Genomic DNA, 16,414 nt, shown 5'->3' on the forward strand with positions numbered 1-16,414 from the left:
TCCCGCTCATCGCGAGGAGGGCTGCCAATGAGCCGACAAGTGGAGCCCGGCCAGACCGGTGTCATTCCCTTTGGTCCAAGCGGACATGGCCTCAAAGCTCGGAAATTGGGGCTGATTGCGGGGTCGGCCGAGCCGATCGCGGTGATGCCCGAGGACTGCGCCATATGCCGGGCCGAGGGGTTGACGGCGCGCACTTCGATTCTTGTCGAAGCAGGTGATCGCCAGATTGTTGCCCGATTGATGCGATCAACAAATGATCTGGTGGCCGAAGGCGACATCGGACTTTCCGATGAAGCCTGGACCAGACTTGGTCTCAGCGGCGGTGAGCCTGTCAATGTGCGCCATCCGCAGCCGGTGCCGTCGCTCAGCGCCTTACGCAAGCGCGTCTACGGCAACAGGCTGGCCCAAGCCGACTTCGCAAACATCATGTTTGACCTTGTCGCCGGGACGTACAGCGATGTCCATCTCGCCTCGTTCGTGACCGCCTGTTCGGCCTTTCCCCTCGACCTTGATGAAATGATCGCGCTGACGCAGGCGATGATCGGCGCGGGCAAAAGGCTAACCTGGCATCAGCCGGTTATCGTCGATAAGCACAGCGTCGGCGGACTACCGGGAAATCGGACAACACCAATCATCGTCTCTATCGTAGCCGCGCTCGGTTTGGTCATTCCGAAAACGTCCTCGCGGGCCATTACCTCGCCGGCCGGCACCGCCGACACAATGGAAACGCTTGCACCGGTCGATCTCGACATCGAACAAATCCGCGACGTGGTTGCGCGGGAGAACGGCTGCCTGGTCTGGGGAGGAGCCGTCGACCTTAGTCCAGCCGACGATATCATCATCGGGGTCGAACGCGTTCTTGATCTCGATTCCGCAGGCCAGTTGGTCGCATCTGTGCTGTCAAAGAAAATTGCGGCAGGTGCCACGCACCTCGTCATCGATATGCCGGTCGGCCCGACGGCAAAGGTCAGGACCCTTCAAGCCGCTGATGAATTGAGCTTTTGGCTGGAGGCGGTTGCCGCTTCGTTCGGCGTCAAGATCCGTATCCTTCAAGGCCCCGGAGTCCAGCCCATCGGTCGCGGCATCGGTCCATCGCTCGAAGCACGAGATGTGTTGGCGGTGTTGCAGCAGCGCAACCCGCCCGCTGACCTTGCCGATCGGGCATGCCACCTTGCCGGTGCGCTGCTGGAACTCGCCGAGTTCGCGCCCCTAGGTGGCGGGGCGATGCTAGCCCGAAACGCTCTCGAAAGCGGGCGAGCCTGGGACAAATTTCAGGCAATTTGCGAGGCACAGGGCGGATTGCGCGAGCCGCCGGTGTCGGCCCATAGGCAGGTTGTGCTTGCCCCGAATGCCGGAATGTTGGGTTCCATCGATAACCGGTGCCTGGCCCAGCTCGCCAAGCTCGCCGGCGCACCTGCGTCGAAGGCGGCAGGCGTTGAACTACACTGCCGGCTGGGAGACGCAGTCGAAACCGGTGCCACGCTGTGCACCGTTCACGCCGAAAGCCGCGGCGAGCTCGACTACGCAATGCAATTCTACGCCGGAGCTGGCGCAATATTCGGAATCGAAGAGCCATGAACCCGCCCATTCTCATCCCCCTCCCGGGAAACGAACACCTCGCTGCCAGCATTGCCGGCACCATTGATGCCGAAATTGGCGCGCTAGAAATACGCCAGTTTCCCGACGGCGAAACATATCTGCGCTTTGCCTGCGACGTCGCTGGACGCTCGGTCATCTTGCTGTGCACGCTCGCGCGGCCAAACGAGCTCGTCGTGCCGCTGCTGCTGGCCGCCGATGCGGCGCGGGATCTGGGTGCCAGCGAAGTGGCTCTGGTTGCGCCCTATCTGGCCTATATGCGCCAGGACCGTCGTTTCAGATCAGGCGAAGCGGTCAGTTCGCGGACATTTGCGCGACTGTTGTCGAGCGCGTTCGACTGGTTCGTCACCGTCGACCCGCACCTTCACCGCTATGCGTCGCTCGATGCGATCTATTCGATTCGCTCCATCGTCGTCCAATCCGCACCGTCGATCGCGCGCTGGATAGAGGCGAACGTCGCTTACCCCGTGATCATCGGTCCGGACCTTGAGAGCGAACAATGGGTGAGCAGTGTCGCCCGGCTAATCGGTGCCCCGCACTTCGTCTTGACCAAATCGCGTACCGGAGACCGCAGGGTCAGCGTCACCCTGCCAGACATCGAACCCTTCGCGCGCCGCCGACCCGTCATTGTCGATGATATCGGCTCGTCGGGCCAAACGCTTGTGGAATCTGTGCGCGCACTCAACCATTCGGGCTTCGAAACCAGCTGCTGCATTGTCGTCCATGCGCTGTTTGATCGGAAGGTCGAGGATGTCTTCGATGATCGATCGGTCCAGATCGTCAGCACGGACACGGTCGCGCATGGCACCAATGCGATTGCCTTGGGCGATGTCCTCGCCAAGGCGGTCGAAGAGATGCGCCTGGGTACCGAACCGGCGCGCAAACCAATTGAATGAAGGGATAGAGAGATGGCGAGCTTTGGAATCTATGGATTGGGTCGGATGGGCCAGGCTATTGCGCTTCGGCTGCTCAGAAATGGTCATCGGATCCATGTTTTCAATCGAAGCCCGGAACCGATCGCCTCGCTTGTCCAAGCGGGTGCTCAAGGAGCGACTTCGCTCGCCCACCTTGTCAGCCAGTTGGAAGCGCCGCGTTGCATCTGGCTCATGCTCCCGGCTGGCGAGCCCACCGACGAGGCGCTTGTTGCCCTATCCGAGTTGCTGTCTCCAGGCGACGTGCTGATCGATGGCGGCAACTCCTACTGGAAGGACGCAGCCAGACGTGCAGCCATGCTAGAGAGGCGCGGAATCGCATTTCTTGATGTCGGAACCTCAGGCGGGGTACATGGGCTGGAGCGCGGCTTCTGCCTGATGGTGGGAGGGCCAGCTGAAGCGGCCGACTTAGTTGATCCGATTTTCGCAAGTCTGGCCCCGGCAGAGCTTGCAGCCAATGGCAAGGAACCCCATCACAGAGAACCGCATGGCAAGCGTCCGGGATTCGTCAGAACCGGTCCTTGCGGGTCGGGCCATTTCGTGAAGATGGTCCACAACGGCATTGAATATGGCATGATGCAATCGATCGCCGAAGGTTTCGAATTTCTGGCAGCGGCGGCTGCACCGCCCAGGCTGGCGAACGAGAAATTCGAGCTGAAACTTGATGAAATTGCGGAAGCCTGGCGCCGTTCGAGCGTCATTTCCTCATGGCTGGTCGATCTTGCCGCTGAAGCTCTGCTCAATGATCCGCAGCTTTCGGCCTTTTCGGGACGGATCGACGATTCGGGTGAAGGGCGCTGGATGCTCAATGAAGCAATCGACAATCGCATGCCGACGCCGTCTCTCGCAGCTGCACTATTTGCCCGTTTCGAATCCCGAACCGACACCAGGTTCGGCAATCAGCTGCTCTCTGCCATGCGCATGGGTTTTGGGGGGCACAAAGAGCCCCCCAGCCAAAACTGAGGCGCAAACCCAATCAGTGTCGGGCGTAAATCTTTTGACCTGCCGATCCGAAAGAATAGACGATATAGGCTTGTGGTTTTTGCCCAGGAACTTCCATCCCGGGCGATCCCAGCGGCATTCCGCCGACAGCGAGACCGCTCACGCCCTTGGGCTTTGCCGCTAGAACCCGCTTGATATCGGCGATCGGAACATGACCTTCAAAAGCCATCCCGTCTATGAACGCCGTGTGGCACGATTGGAGCGACGAGGTTATGCCGAGCCTTTTCTGAAGTGCAGCGCGGTTTACATTATCGACCACCTTGACCGATCGGCCAAGCGCCGCTTTGACCTGAGCTGCCCACTTCATACAGCAACCGCAGCCGGGATCGCGGTGCATAACCATTTCGGACGCGCCCAGCGCTGGCGTTGCAACAAGGGCTAAGGCCAAAAATAGCTTTCTCATGATAGGCTCCTTCCAATTCGGAATACGGGAGGCTGTCGCCAGCCTCCCGCTAAGGTTGTTCACTTGTGATCCATGCCACCCATGTCGTGGGCTTTGTGATCATCTTCGGCTTTTTCAGCCTTGTCCTTGCAACAGGCCATCTTGCCCTGCTCGTCCTTCTTGCAGCAACAGCACTCCTTCTTGGGCGCTGGCGCCGGTTCGGTGGCAAAGGCAGCACTGGATATGCTGAGCGCAAACGCGCCGATAAGATATTTGGTTTTCATGATCTCACTCCAATTAAAATGTTGATTCCTGGTCTTGCACGGCGGCGCGCGGCGGCGGTACCGGCGGCTCTGGAATATGCCCCGCAGATTGCCGCGCTAAGGCTATTGTGTGCGGTAATTCGGCCCACGCTCGGAGCAGGGTCTGCGAGCTAAAGCCCGCAACCGGAAAGGTACAAGCGTGGCAGAGCCTCGCCTCGGCCGTCGATTCGCGCTCGTCTTCGGGCAACAGATTATTGGCCATATTGTCGCAGCTCATGCTTGCAGAAATTGTCGGATTTCCTACCGTCGCGGCGCACAATGGATCGGCGCGCAGCAGGATGGCCATGGCAAGCAAGACTATGCTCAATAGCTTCATGCCGTCCGTCTCTTCCGCTTAAAAGGCCAGCGGATCACAAGCAAGGCCGTGCCTGCCAATCCAAGCATCAGTCCGCCGATCGCGAAAGCGAGCAGCCACCATGAGTTGAAGTTCTCATGATTCTTCCAGTCCATGATGTGGAGGCTCCAGAAGAAGTCATAGAGCCGCCATGTGCCGGTACGCACGGCAGTGATCCTGCCAGTGTCAGCGGCAACGAATATGCTGGTATAGTCGGGGTCGGCGAACGCGATCCGCCAAGCAGGAAGCGCAGCTCGATATTCGGGGCTTTCCTGCTTGACTAGGCTTGCCTCTACCTTGGGTTTTTTCGCGGATTTCCAGGCAGCTTCGGCAATCCGCGTTGCGAGTTTTGAATCAACTGGAGGAACGGGCCTGCCGGTCGCGGCATCAAAGAGCTTGATGCCTCGCTTGGTTGCCACCTCGGCGATGGGTCGACCATCAAGCATGCGCCAGGTCATTGCCTCGACGGGTGCACCTACTTGAACGACGATCCGCTTCGGATCGATAAAAGCGGCGCCGTCAGGAATTGAAACGATACTCTCACGGTCAACCAGATGTTCACCGCGCACCTTGTCGATGGGCAGGAAGCTCATGATTGCGCCGCTGGCGAACCAGATCAGCAGCTGCGCGCCGATAACAAGCGCCAGCCATTTGTGGATGCGGCTTGCGATAAGATGGAAGCGCGTCCTGAATGCCATCAGGTGCGGGGCGACGAAGGAAGAGGAAGATGGCTCATGGTTCGGCGGTCGTGATGGTTTGTTTCATTCAACGTTGCGCGCCTTTCATGTCGTGTCCGGCATGCGGATCAGGGGGAGATTCGGCAGGCGCCGCGTTTTCGCGAGGTGCGGGAGCTTGGGGGCTGGTTTCGGTCTTAGGGACAGGTTTGGCTGGCTTTACTCTGTCTCGCACGGTCACTTTCCCAGGGTCTTGCGCTCGAACTACAGCCGGGACGCCGACGTCTCGAGTAACGGCTTTTTTGTCCGCAGCAGCGGGCTGAGGCACGGGATCGTTCGCAGGCACAGCCTCCGTACTGACCTCCGTCGCCTTTTCGTCGCGAGCCTCTTGGGTGCCGCAAGCGGCAAGCACACCGGACAATAGGGCGATCCAGAGAATCGCTGTTGGCTTTCTCATCTCCCTATTCCTACCCATATGCCGGCCTGCAATGCCCGGACAATTGGCATCCCACCCGTCTCAAGGATCGTCGTATGGTACTGGAGAACGTCAAAACCAGACCCGCACACCCATGACAAAATGCGGATCGGATACCTGCCCGCCACTCGCTCTGGTGAACCGCGCCGATTCGCCAAATTGGCGGATCCACTCAAAACCGATATAGGGTGCGAACTCTTTTTTGATTTCATAGCGAAGGCGCGCGCCCAATTCGAGATTGTTGAGACCGGCACCAACGCCAAGTTCGCGAATGGTTTGCGCTGACAGATTAGCTTCGAACCTCGGCTGAAATATCAGCTTCTGCGTAATGCGCTGGTCGTAATAACCCTCGATGCGGCCCCGGACTTCGCCCTTGTTCGAAACAAAGGCCGCTGCTGTGACCTCAAACCAATAGGGTGCCAGGCCTTCGACGCCAATCACGGCATAGGTCCGCGACGGATCGGGTTTGACATCGTACCGGATGCCGGCCTGCAAATTCCAATAGGGTGATATCGCACGCGAATAGAGCCCGAAAAGTTCCAGATCGTCGAGCGGACCACCAAACTCTCCTTCACCCTCATATTTGAAAACAAAACGGTTTATGTCACCACCAAACCATGCCTCGCCATCCCAGCGATAGCTGTTCTTGTTTTCGTGGACGACAAACTCGGCCAAATCGAAGGAGAGATAGCGAAAGGTCGAGCCCCCGCTTTCTTTCATCATCTCCTCGCGCGATTTCGCCATCTCCTCTTGGGGGAAGATGCGATCAGCGTACCAGTCAGAAGGCGGTGCCGGAGCCGGTGCATCGCCGGGCTCCAGATCCGTGCCGCTCGCATCACCCGCTGCCGAAGACAGTTTTGGCATTGATTTGGGCGTGCAATGGCCCATCTGTGCGTGTTCGGGCGGACAATCGGGATCGGCCGGAGGCTCAGCCATGGGCGAACCTGGCATCGTCATACCAGACATGCCTTCATCAGCTGGCGTGCAATGCCCCATTTTGGCGTGCTCGAGCGGACAGTCGGATGTGGTACTTTGCTCCTCCTTTGGCGCGGCCATTTCCGGCATATTGTCATGGTCCATTTTCGGCATCGGATCGGAAGCCGGCTGTGCGGCGGGCTGTTGCGCGACGGGCCGCTTTGGCTTTGCGTCCGGCTTTTTGGGCTTGGCCACAGGCATCGACGAATGATCCATGCCTTGCATCGATTGGGCCTGCAGGGGCGTAGTGAGGGCCAATGCCGCCGTCGCAGCCAACATGATACGGGTCAAGCTCATGCCGCCTCTCCCCGCGGACGTACGCTGACAACGCGCATCATCCCTGCGTGCATATGGTAGAGAAGATGGCAGTGGAAGGCCCAATCGCCAAGCGCATCGGCGGTAAAATCAAAGCTTGCCTTGCCGCCAGGTTGAACGAGCACAGTATGCTTCCTCGGGGCATGATCTCCCTTGCCTGTGACCAGTTCGAAGAAATGGCCATGCAGGTGGATGGGATGGCTCATCATAGAATCGTTGATGAGATTGATGCGAACCCGTTCACCCTCAAGGAAGGGAATGGGTTCGTGATAGTCCGACATCTTGATGCCGTCGAACGACCACATGAAGCGCTCCATATTGCCGGTCAGGTGAATGTCGAGCGACCGTTCGGGCGCGCGTACATCCGGGTTTTTGTCGAGGGCGACGAGGTCATGATAGGTCAGCACCTTATGACCGGCATTTTCGAGGCCTTGCCCAGGCTCGCCCATACGATCCACGGGCATAGGCGAAATCGTCTGCACGCTTGGATCGCGCTTGACCTGCGGGGCAACGCTGAAATCGCGCATGCTATGGCTCATGCCAGCGGCACCATGCCCCATCGCACTATGATCGGCCGGCGCTGCAGCCGCATCGGCAGGGGTGCAATGACCCATCTTGGCATGTTCGGGCGGGCAATCCGGCGCGGGCGCCGCGCCTGCGGACGAAGGATCCATTCCCTCCATCGCACCGCCTGCAGACATGTCCATGTCCCCCATGCCCATGTCTTTCATCGTTGCCAGCGGCCGCTCCCGCAAGGGGGGGACTTCTGCCGCCATCCCGGCACGCGGCGCGAGTGTTGCGCGGCCCAGTCCCGAACGGTCATTTGCTTCGGCCACAAGCGTATAGGCGCGGTCGTCGGTCGGCGTGACAATGACGTCATAGGTTTCAGCAACGCCCATCTGGAACTCGTCGACCGTGACCGGACGGACGTTCAATCCGTCCGCTTGCACGATCGTCATACGCAACCCGGGGATGCGAACGTTGAAGATCGTCATCGCTGCCGCATTGATGATGCGAAGGCGCACCCGCTCGCCGGGCTCAAAAAGCGCCGTCCAATTGTCTTTGGGACCATAGCCGTTCACAAGGAAATTATAGGTCGATCCGTTGACATCGGCGACATCGGTCGGGTCCATCCGCATCGCGCCCCATTCCAGCCGATCCTTGAGCGGCTGGTCCTTGCCAGCAAGCAATCCGCCCAATGTCTGACGCTGCATGTTGAAATGGCCTGGATTGACCTTCAACTTGCGAAAGATGGCCTCCGGTGAGAGCTCGCTGTGATCGGAGAGCACAACAATGTGCTCACGGTCATAGCCGACTGGATCGGGTCCTTTTGGATCGATAACGATGGGGCCGTAATGGCCAAGTTGCTCCTGAAGCCCTGAATGACTGTGATACCAATAGGTACCTGATTGAACCACCGGGAATTCATAAACGAAGGTCGAACGCGGCTTGATGCCAGGAAAACTAACGCCCGGCACCCCGTCCATTTGGAAAGGCAGTATCAGACCGTGCCAGTGGATTGAAGAGTCTTCATCGAGATCGTTCGTCACCGAAAGCCGGACATTCTGCCCTTCGCGAAGCCTGATCAAAGGTGCTGGAACCGTCCCGTTAATGCCGATAGCCCGACTAACCTTGCCATCGACGCGCATTGTCTGGCGCGCAATGCGCAAGCTGATATCACTGCCCGACACGGTAGGAAGGGGGGCAACGATGCCAGAGGATACAGGTTGTGCCCAAGCGGGCATCCAGCCAACCAGCGCCAGAGCGGCGCCGCTTCCGACCGTTCCGCTTACAAAATGTCGTCGATTAATGTGCATAACGGATCCATGAGCAAGTGTCTTACTTAACTCCATACGCAGCCCGGCGGCACACCCCTTGCCTCAATCATTTCTTTTGGTCGTATTGAATGAGAAACCGGGGGCTGACCCAGGCGCGCTATGGAAGCCCTCCCATCGGCAAACGCCTATTCCGTTGCACCACTTGTGCGGACCACGGGGCAAAGCGCTCCCTTGCCTGCCTGTTTCGCGCGCGGGGCATGAAGAACACAACATAATCATGCACGCCCACCGAGTGCGTCGACTCCAGATCGACAACCACGAGCTGACCGTGCATCCCGCTCCCCTCGCGGAAAAATGGCCAACCCAACTGCGCGCGTTAAGCTTCAGCCTCGCCCAGCACTCCTTTTAGCCGTGCTCTAGCCCGATATAGCCTTGTTTCAACCGCCTTTTCACTGATCCCCAAAATGGCTGCAGTTTCGGTCTGGGTGAGCTCTTCTATTGTGCGCAGAGTAAGGACTTCGCGAAGCGGTGTCGGCATATCCATCATCGCCCTTCGAACGAGCTTGAGTTCGGCTCTGCTTTCTGCTTCGCGTACAGGCCCAGGCGCATCGCTCTCTAGAATGTCATCAGCGTCGATCGGCTTGGCCAGCCAGAAAAAGGACCGCACGGCACGCCTTCGCCCCCAGTCGCGACATTTGTTGAGAGCAATACGCGAAATCCAGACCCGGAACGGGCGAGCGGGATCATAGCGATTGATCGCCGAAAAAGCCGAAACAAAACTCTCCTGGACGAGATCGAGTGCTTCGTCAGTGTCGCCTACATTGTTCCGGATCAGGCGGAAAACGGCGCTCTTGTGACGCCCCACCAGTTCCTTGAATGCCTGTTGCTGACCCGCAACCGCCAGGCTCGCCAGTTCCCGGTCATCACATCGCGACAGGTCCAGCGTCACCGCGCATCGGCGGTCAGGGCTTTGACCACAGTTCTGTCGAACATTTTTGCCTGCTCCGGATTAAGGATCGCACGCATGGCGAACAGATGTTCCAGCGTCTCTTTTTGAAGTTCGCCCATCATGATGTGGCTGTTGTCGATAGCTGCCGTTACCTTCGGCCCATATCCATGTTCTTCTTCGATCGCCTCTGCGAGGCGCGCATTAGCCGCGCGCATTTCGAGTTCAAGCGCCTTGCGGCGGACTGCAAACCGCGCCTCTTCCTTATCTAATTTTTCCTGTTGTTGGCTGGTCAGCTTCAGGTCGTCGTGGAGTAAAGCATGGAGCTCGGTTTCGCTCGCACGGGGACGATCCGCTATAGCCCGTCCGACAAAAACACCGCAGGCGGCCGAAACAAATGCCACAACCGCCAAAAGCAGTAACTGCCGCGAACGCATGTCAGCGTGCGTCCAACAGCGAAGACGGCGACAACATTGCGGTCGGAGCAAATGGCGACAGCGGCTGCGCTGCAACCGCAGGCTCGCCCATCGCGATCCCGGCAAAGGCGCCTCCGCCAAGCGAAACACACGCCGCCAAGGCCATGAACTTTCGCGATTCCCGCGCTTCACGTTGCCGTATCCCGAGCGTCATCAGCACCCGGTCGTCCAGTCCGTCAAGCAGGCCTGCCGGCGGATTACGCTTCAGCTGCATTAAAAGGTTGTCCATAGCGTCCTCATCCAATTTGCTTCCTCCACATATACGCGCTTGGCAAAGAAATCCCTCAAAACTTCATTTCGAGGGGTGAAACTCGTGAATGCGTATCTACCATCAGACGCAATTTTTTGGAGACTGCTCATGCGTAAGTTCATCGTTCCTCTTGCCCTTGCTGCCATTACCACGATCATGACGCCAAACGTGGCGTTCGCTCACGCCAAGCTGTTGTCATCAACGCCCGCGGCCAATGCTACCGTCTCAAAGGACAAGGCAAAATCCATTACTCTCGTGTTTAATGAAAAACTGATGGCATCTACAGTGAAAGCTGAGCTCGTCATGACAGCTATGCCAGGAATGAAAGATCACCCCCCGATGAAAGTCGCCTTTTCGTCGATGATGGGCAAAGACGGCAAATCGATGATGCTTATGCCGAAAAAGGCGCTCGTGCCAGGAACCTATAAGGTTGCATGGTCAGCTGCTGGGGCAGACACGCACCGGATGGGCAGCGAATTCAGCTTCACGGTCAAATAAGACGTGGACACCGATTGGGGGATGATCGCGATCAGGCTCGGATTATATCTGAGCCTGATGCTGCTGGTGGGGCTGGCCGCATTTCCGCTTTACGCCCTTCGCGAGGGCGAACGACGCGACGGGGTCATGTTGGCAACCAAGAAAACGCTTGTTTTCTGGTCGGGCGCGTCGATCCTGTTGTCGTTGCTTGGCTTCCTCGCGCTTGTTGCCCAGATGATGGGCAGTTCGATTGCCGACATCGATTGGCAAACAAGCCGTTCGATCATTATCGAGACGCCAATTGGTGCTGCCTGGGTCGTGCGCATGGTTGCGCTTATCGCATGTTTGCTTGCCGCGATCCTGATCAAGCGCTCCGACGAAACTCGGCTGGCCACCGTTCTTGGAACAAGTGCGGTGGCTCTTGCGACGCTGGTGTGGACCGGACATGCCGGGGCGACCGAGGGCATGGTCGGCGGTATCCACAAGGCCAGCGACATGCTGCACATGATTGCTGCCGCCATCTGGCTCGGCGGTATTGCAGCCTTTCTCGCTATGTTGCGGATTCCAGATGATGGTCTTTGGGGCGACCGCTTGACTGTTTCGCACCGGGCCCTGGACAGTTTTGCCCGAAACGGTACGATTTGTGTGGCAGTGATTATCGTGACGGGCCTGATCAACAGCCAGATCCTGGTCGGGATCTCCAACATTACGGTCCTGGTCGATAGCCTCTATGGCTGGTTGCTGATTTTGAAGCTACTGCTAGTTGGAATGATGATGCTACTGGGCGCCCAGAACCGGTGGCGGCTGACACCCGGTCTTGGCCAGGCGCTCGCCGACGGCGATACGGCAAAGGCCGTTTCCGCGCTGCGAGCGAGTCTTTTGATCGAAGCAGCGGCGGGCGTTGTAGTTCTGAGTGCGGTCGCATGGCTTGGCACGCTCGAACCAACAGCCAGCGCTGCGATGTCGTGAACGGCAAAGGCGCATCATGGTCAGGGGCAATGACCCTTGGCATGGGCTGGGCCTGGCTCGACGCACGGATCGGCGACAATCGCGCGCACCGCCACATCGCCCACCAGATTAGCCTTGCGCTGGATGATGCGTGCGAAATCGGCGGGCCCAGTCCGCTACGTCTCGCGCGAGGCGACGCAGCGCTGATTCCGGCTGGGACACTACATTGTCTTGCACCAGTAGGTATCGCGGTCCGGACAATCTATGTGGATCCGATGTTTCGGGGAAGAAATAGTCCGGTCGCTCAGGCTGGCTGCACCCGGCTCAGTCGTGGCGATGCGTCCGCACTGCTGGCCATACAGGATGGCAAGCAAGCCCGGCAGTGGATCGCCGACTTTCTCGGATTGATTGGCTCGCGGATCATCGACAAGAGACTGCGCGCCCGTCTTGCTGAGAGCGAACCTGGAACCAGTCCGACCGCGCTTGCTGGGATGATCGGACTATCGCCCGCACGGTTACGTGAAATTGCGGTTCGTGACTTCGGCGTGCCCCCATCAAAATTGCCTGCAATGGCTGCAGCTGCAACGCGCCATCGAGGCGCTTCGTCAATCGCGCAATCTGGCAGACGCGGCCGCGGCCGGTGGCTTTTCCGATCAGGCATACGGTGTGCTTACTTCCCTAGCTTCAAATTCGATCCGGGTATGCCGTTTTGATGTGATGGTCAGCTTTGCAATTCTTACCGGCGGGACCACGTGCAATTGATGATCATCAGCGCCAAATTGGGATGAAAAGGCCGCCTAAAAGCATTTCGAAAAGGACCATGAACAAGAAAAAAAGAGGAAGCCCGGGTGGACTTCCTCCTCGTAAAAATAAGATCAATGTTCGTCGATCATTTTGCTTGGCACAGCATCGACAACTCGGTCCATCAGATGCTGCGGCAGAGCGCCATAATCACCTTCGTCGATGACGATATATCCACGCTCATGATCGGTTAGGATATATTGATTGAAGTAGCTGTGAAACGACCGTGCAACCGCGCAATTATGCGCTGCAATCATCGCCTGCTCGTCGGCCTTACGGTCGGTAATGGAAAGTGCTTGTGAACCGTTCATAATATCCTCCTGAAGTTTGTTGTGAAACAACAGGCAAATTGCGGATGCGTGCGACGGGACGGGTCAAGGACCGCGCCCTAGCGCGGCCGCGCCAGCGGCGATGGGGGCAACGATTTTTTCGGCAGGCGGCAAAGCCGTCTGGGGGAAAAATGGTGGGGCCCCGTCGTCCTTGAGGCGGCCCCCAAGCGCGCATCACACTTATCAATCTGTGATAGAAACCTCCCTCCTCTCGGAACCAAAGCGCCCGCACAGCCCATCGCCAGAAAACATTTTCCTACAGGCTTATCGCCTGTCACAAGACGTGCCGGAGGGGACTATGGCCAGTGAAAGGAACTTAAATGGCCCGGTCCAAACCCAATGCGCTCGAAGCTCTAAGGAAGCTCGGTGAAGAACGCCGATTACTCGACGCTCGTGAGGTAAGCTTGCGCGAAGAAGCAGCCGCTGAACTCGGCAGATTGCTTATCAATGGCGACACTGCATCAATCGACCCTGCAAAACTCAAGCAGCTGATCCGTGCATCGATGACATTGGGAATCGATACTGCGCTCAGCAGGCTTTCTGCACCTTGAAGTACAAATGACGGCGGCATGGGGCTCGATGCCCTGTGCCGCCGTCTTCGGTATCCGAGCAAAGAAAAGGCCCCGGCGGCACGTGCCATCGGGGCCTGATTGCAGGAAGCGATTTGCCAATCAATCTTCGTCGATTGGCGGCGCACCTTCATTGTTATTTTCGCGCGATTTGGTCAGGAAGTCGACCTTGTCGGCGTAGATTTCGCAGCCGTAGCGCTTGTTGCCTTCGGCATCTTCCCACTGTGAATAATGGATCCGGCCTTCCAGCGAAACCAGCTGACCCTTGGTGCAATATTTGGCGACATTCTGGCCCAGACCATTGAAGCATGTCACCCGGTGGAACTCGCTGTCCTTCGCGGTATAGCCATTCTCGTCCTTGTATGTTTTACCCTCTTTGTTACGCGCCGGGCGGTCGGTAACAACGCTGATCGAGGTGATGGACGAGCCGCTTTGTGTTGTGCGGGTTTCTGGATCGCGGGCGATACGGCCAACGAGGATAACAAGATTTGTCATGGGTATTCTCCTGAATATTGCATCCGGGACCATCCCGGCTGCGAACCAGACAGGAGGAGCGGGCAGCAGGCACTTGCACCGCAGAGACTGCGGGGAACCCCTTAAGCGCCGGGTGGTGCGGGCAGCCCTGCCAAGGGCAACACGGCCGGTAGCGTCGGGGTTGCAAGAGACTGCTGGCTGATTCATCCGGAGGTTCGCGCACACAGCCGGACTGGTCCCAGTTGTGAAGTTTTAGCGAGTTCCATTCTGGACGCTGGTGTATTGCCTATTCTACCCGCCAAAGCGCGGCGAATGTTCCTTGATTTGCAATCATATCGCCCAGTACAAAGACGGATTATGCTGCACGGCTGACTGGCACCGCTGGAGCGGGTTCAGGCGGTGCATCGCTCGCCGGCTGGTCCAATTGGCGCCCTTTCAGCATCCAGGTCTGCGGCTGGATAAGGCGGCCCCAATCCGCAAAGGAAGGGATGAAGCCCAAGTCCTCGATAACATGCTGCTCGCCGACGAGCCGAACCGGAACAACCTTGCCGTCCGAGTTGGTGATGGTTGCACCGAACAATGTTTCGAGCATGAATATGCCTTCGGCATGATGGCGTAATGCGCGGTGTCTGGGGTCTGCAAAAATGGCCTTGGATTCGTCGAACCATTGGTGGAGAGCAAGATAATCATCGCTCGTTCCGCCCCACTTGCGGACCGACGAAAGCGCGTGATAATAGCAATGTGCCATGACCTCCTCCGTCAAAATTCGGTTGAATGGCTGTTGTACGACGTGAAGCGAAGATTGCAGTCGAGCTGGAAATTTTCTTCGGCAACGTCGATCAGTAATTCGCCGAATCCACCATCATTGATCTCCCAGCCATCATGATGCCGCTCCAGCACTTCATAGGCGAAGTCTTCCAGCAGCGAGGCAAGTTTGGCGTCGTCCCTGCCCTCGCGCGCAACGGCGATGTCTGGGCAGTCCACCACCTTGCCGTCGGCGCCAAAGAAGGTGGTTTGTTCGATCGCGCCACTGTCGCCGTAGCCATCGAAACGGATTTCGATCGTCGCAATGCCATGCGCCTTGAAATGTAAAAGCAATAGCGACTTCATTTTGGCTATTTCGACGTCTGCGGTAGCGTCGCGTTCAGCCTGGCCTGCGAGATAATCAGCCGCAATCTGCGAGAAATCGGTCATGATAAAGTCCTCCTTTGCATGAACCTGCTGCGGACCATCCACATCAGTTCGAACGCACAAAAGACGCCTTCGCTCTCGCCAGATACGCCAGCGCAAATATGCGCTGGCGCAATGAACTGGGTACTATCAGGACGGGGTTTGATTGACCGCTTTAGGGCAAGTTCCGATAGGACCACGACGATCGACAACGGTAATGCGCCGTGCCTTTGCATCGATGACCAAGCGCTCGAGAACACCATTGCCGGGAAACGCTATAATATAGCGCGGATCAAGCGAGAGCATTTGCTCGTTACGCTTGAACCCGGCGCGTGCACCAAGCCGCATATCGAGTGCAAAAGTCAGTTGCACCACACCGCGACGTTCGGCCCAGGATGCAGCCAGGCGGTCGACGCCCTTCGTGTCGCCGCCATGGATCAAAACCATGTCAGGCACCCGGCCATAAACCTTGTCGAGAGTAGCCCACACATTGCTGGCAAAGGTCTTAGCATCCTCGTCGGTTTGAAAGCGGTTACGACCGCCGGCAAAGACAACGGGTGTACCTTCCGGCATTGCTGCCTTGCGCTTCGACGCGCTGCGCGCACGCAGAAAATCGCGACCCTGAACAACGGCGGACGTAAGCATCGCACCGTGATTGAACCGCGAACTCGATACGGGCTTCCACGATGATCCAAACTCGTTGAGGAACAGGCCTGCTGCGACTTCGCGTATCTCTTCAAGCGCAACCATGCTAGCTTCAGCACATTGCGCGCGCTCGATCTGGGTTTCCAGATCATGGGTCAGAACTTCCGAGCCGTCATTAGTGGCAACAAGCGCGCGAACTTCGTCGGTTGCGCGGTCGACAGCCGATGATTTGCGCTGCGCGGCACGGTGAAATAGATTGACCAGCCCCCAGCCAATATCTTCCGCGTCGGCTTCAAGCGCTGTATCGACAAACATCGCAAAGAGATCGGACCACACGCCGACCAGCGTCTGCGTTATGGCATCGGTTGACGGGTAATCGGTTGAGGTAACAGGCGGCGGCCCGATGGTAAAACCGGCAAGGTCTAGGCCTGCCAGTTGGTCGGCAAAAGTGGATTGCATGATTTTTCTCCTGAAGGTGCTCAAGCCAAGCGGGAATTCCGCCAGCGAGAGCCCGTCAGGGCCAGCTTTCAGGGCTGATTGCGC

Annotated in this window: 22 protein-coding genes; 7 read left to right on the top strand and 15 right to left on the bottom strand. The window is 58.0% G+C overall.

The window, feature by feature from the left end; translation table 11 throughout:
• Window positions 1–27: 27 nt before the first annotated feature.
• The 3 genes from EUU25_RS06205 to gnd are packed head-to-tail and all read left to right on the top strand — an operon-like array spanning window position 28 to window position 3,491.
• Window positions 28–1,578, top strand: a complete 1,551-nt coding sequence (locus EUU25_RS06205; protein ID WP_158899269.1) for a thymidine phosphorylase family protein — start codon at window positions 28–30, stop codon at window positions 1,576–1,578.
• Window positions 1,575–2,492, top strand: a complete 918-nt coding sequence (locus tag EUU25_RS06210) for a ribose-phosphate diphosphokinase (protein WP_158899271.1) — start codon at window positions 1,575–1,577, stop codon at window positions 2,490–2,492. The genes EUU25_RS06205 and EUU25_RS06210 overlap by 4 nt, the downstream gene beginning before the upstream one ends.
• Window positions 2,493–2,504: 12 nt before the next feature.
• The gene (gnd, locus tag EUU25_RS06215) at window positions 2,505–3,491 is read left to right on the top strand and encodes a phosphogluconate dehydrogenase (NAD(+)-dependent, decarboxylating) (protein ID WP_158899273.1); all 987 of its coding nucleotides are present in this window, start codon (window positions 2,505–2,507) and stop codon (window positions 3,489–3,491) included.
• Between the two features lie 13 nt (window positions 3,492–3,504).
• Here gnd and EUU25_RS06220 read toward each other — a convergent pair whose 3' ends face one another.
• The 10 genes from EUU25_RS06220 to EUU25_RS06265 form a co-directional block, all read right to left on the bottom strand.
• Window positions 3,505–3,933: a DUF411 domain-containing protein gene (locus EUU25_RS06220; RefSeq protein WP_246162940.1), complete on the bottom strand. Its 429-nt coding sequence runs from the start codon at window positions 3,931–3,933 to the stop codon at window positions 3,505–3,507.
• Window positions 3,934–3,992: 59 nt separating this feature from the next.
• Window positions 3,993–4,196, bottom strand: coding sequence for a hypothetical protein (locus EUU25_RS06225; protein WP_158899275.1), 204 nt, complete (start codon window positions 4,194–4,196; stop codon window positions 3,993–3,995).
• Between the two features lie 13 nt (window positions 4,197–4,209).
• Window positions 4,210–4,551 carry a hypothetical protein gene (locus EUU25_RS06230; RefSeq protein ID WP_158899277.1) on the bottom strand — a complete coding sequence of 114 codons (342 nt, stop codon included), beginning with the start codon at window positions 4,549–4,551 and terminating at the stop codon, window positions 4,210–4,212.
• A complete protein-coding gene (locus tag EUU25_RS06235) occupies window positions 4,548–5,267 on the bottom strand; it encodes a PepSY domain-containing protein (protein WP_158899279.1) in 720 nt (239 codons plus the stop codon). Before EUU25_RS06235 ends, EUU25_RS06230 begins: the two co-directional genes overlap by 4 nt.
• 67 nt (window positions 5,268–5,334) lie before the next feature.
• Window positions 5,335–5,700: a hypothetical protein gene (locus tag EUU25_RS06240; RefSeq protein ID WP_158899281.1), complete on the bottom strand. Its 366-nt coding sequence runs from the start codon at window positions 5,698–5,700 to the stop codon at window positions 5,335–5,337.
• Between the two features lie 90 nt (window positions 5,701–5,790).
• On the bottom strand, window positions 5,791–6,990 hold the full coding sequence (locus EUU25_RS06245; protein WP_158899283.1) for a copper resistance protein B: 1,200 nt from the start codon (window positions 6,988–6,990) through the stop codon (window positions 5,791–5,793).
• A complete protein-coding gene (locus EUU25_RS06250) occupies window positions 6,987–8,825 on the bottom strand; it encodes a copper resistance system multicopper oxidase (RefSeq protein WP_158899285.1) in 1,839 nt (612 codons plus the stop codon). Before EUU25_RS06250 ends, EUU25_RS06245 begins: the two co-directional genes overlap by 4 nt.
• 337 nt (window positions 8,826–9,162) lie before the next feature.
• Window positions 9,163–9,735, bottom strand: coding sequence for an RNA polymerase sigma factor (locus tag EUU25_RS06255; RefSeq protein ID WP_158899287.1), 573 nt, complete (start codon window positions 9,733–9,735; stop codon window positions 9,163–9,165).
• Window positions 9,732–10,169, bottom strand: coding sequence for a periplasmic heavy metal sensor (locus EUU25_RS06260; RefSeq protein WP_158899289.1), 438 nt, complete (start codon window positions 10,167–10,169; stop codon window positions 9,732–9,734). Before EUU25_RS06260 ends, EUU25_RS06255 begins: the two co-directional genes overlap by 4 nt.
• Window position 10,170: 1 nt before the next feature.
• Window positions 10,171–10,437 carry a hypothetical protein gene (locus tag EUU25_RS06265; protein WP_158899291.1) on the bottom strand — a complete coding sequence of 89 codons (267 nt, stop codon included), beginning with the start codon at window positions 10,435–10,437 and terminating at the stop codon, window positions 10,171–10,173.
• A 129-nt stretch (window positions 10,438–10,566) separates the two neighbouring features.
• Between EUU25_RS06265 and copC the strand changes: the two genes are divergently transcribed.
• From copC to EUU25_RS06280, 3 genes are read left to right on the top strand one after another with little or no spacing between them, the layout of a single operon-like run.
• The gene (gene copC / locus EUU25_RS06270) at window positions 10,567–10,956 is read left to right on the top strand and encodes a copper homeostasis periplasmic binding protein CopC (RefSeq protein WP_158899293.1); all 390 of its coding nucleotides are present in this window, start codon (window positions 10,567–10,569) and stop codon (window positions 10,954–10,956) included.
• Window positions 10,957–10,959: 3 nt separating this feature from the next.
• Window positions 10,960–11,904 carry a copper homeostasis membrane protein CopD gene (gene copD / locus EUU25_RS06275; RefSeq protein ID WP_158899295.1) on the top strand — a complete coding sequence of 315 codons (945 nt, stop codon included), beginning with the start codon at window positions 10,960–10,962 and terminating at the stop codon, window positions 11,902–11,904.
• Entirely contained in the window at window positions 11,859–12,596 is a 738-nt protein-coding gene (locus tag EUU25_RS06280; RefSeq protein WP_158899297.1) for a hypothetical protein, read from the top strand. Before copD ends, EUU25_RS06280 begins: the two co-directional genes overlap by 46 nt.
• A gap of 162 nt (window positions 12,597–12,758) precedes the next feature.
• On the opposite strand, the gene EUU25_RS06285 is transcribed toward EUU25_RS06280, so the two are convergent.
• Entirely contained in the window at window positions 12,759–12,995 is a 237-nt protein-coding gene (locus EUU25_RS06285; RefSeq protein WP_158899299.1) for a hypothetical protein, read from the bottom strand.
• Between the two features lie 338 nt (window positions 12,996–13,333).
• On the opposite strand from EUU25_RS06285, the gene EUU25_RS06290 reads away from it, so the two are divergent.
• Window positions 13,334–13,564 (top strand): DUF6437 family protein, encoded by a 231-nt coding sequence (locus tag EUU25_RS06290; RefSeq protein WP_158899301.1) that lies wholly within the window; start codon window positions 13,334–13,336, stop codon window positions 13,562–13,564.
• 120 nt (window positions 13,565–13,684) lie between these two features.
• On the opposite strand, the gene EUU25_RS06295 is transcribed toward EUU25_RS06290, so the two are convergent.
• The 4 genes from EUU25_RS06295 to EUU25_RS06310 all read right to left on the bottom strand — a co-directional run bounded on the left by EUU25_RS06295 (window position 13,685) and on the right by EUU25_RS06310 (window position 16,330).
• Window positions 13,685–14,077, bottom strand: a complete 393-nt coding sequence (locus EUU25_RS06295) for a single-stranded DNA-binding protein (protein WP_158899303.1) — start codon at window positions 14,075–14,077, stop codon at window positions 13,685–13,687.
• A gap of 334 nt (window positions 14,078–14,411) precedes the next feature.
• Entirely contained in the window at window positions 14,412–14,804 is a 393-nt protein-coding gene (locus EUU25_RS06300; protein ID WP_158899305.1) for a DUF6915 family protein, read from the bottom strand.
• Between the two features lie 11 nt (window positions 14,805–14,815).
• Window positions 14,816–15,250, bottom strand: a complete 435-nt coding sequence (locus EUU25_RS06305; RefSeq protein ID WP_158899306.1) for a DUF6878 family protein — start codon at window positions 15,248–15,250, stop codon at window positions 14,816–14,818.
• A gap of 126 nt (window positions 15,251–15,376) precedes the next feature.
• Complete coding sequence (locus tag EUU25_RS06310) at window positions 15,377–16,330, bottom strand: DUF2493 domain-containing protein (RefSeq protein ID WP_158899308.1); 954 nt, start codon at window positions 16,328–16,330, stop codon at window positions 15,377–15,379.
• Window positions 16,331–16,414: the final 84 nt, after the last annotated feature.

This window comes from Sphingorhabdus lacus, from assembly GCF_009768975.1.
Taxonomy (GTDB): Bacteria; Pseudomonadota; Alphaproteobacteria; order Sphingomonadales; family Sphingomonadaceae; genus Sphingorhabdus_B; species Sphingorhabdus_B lacus.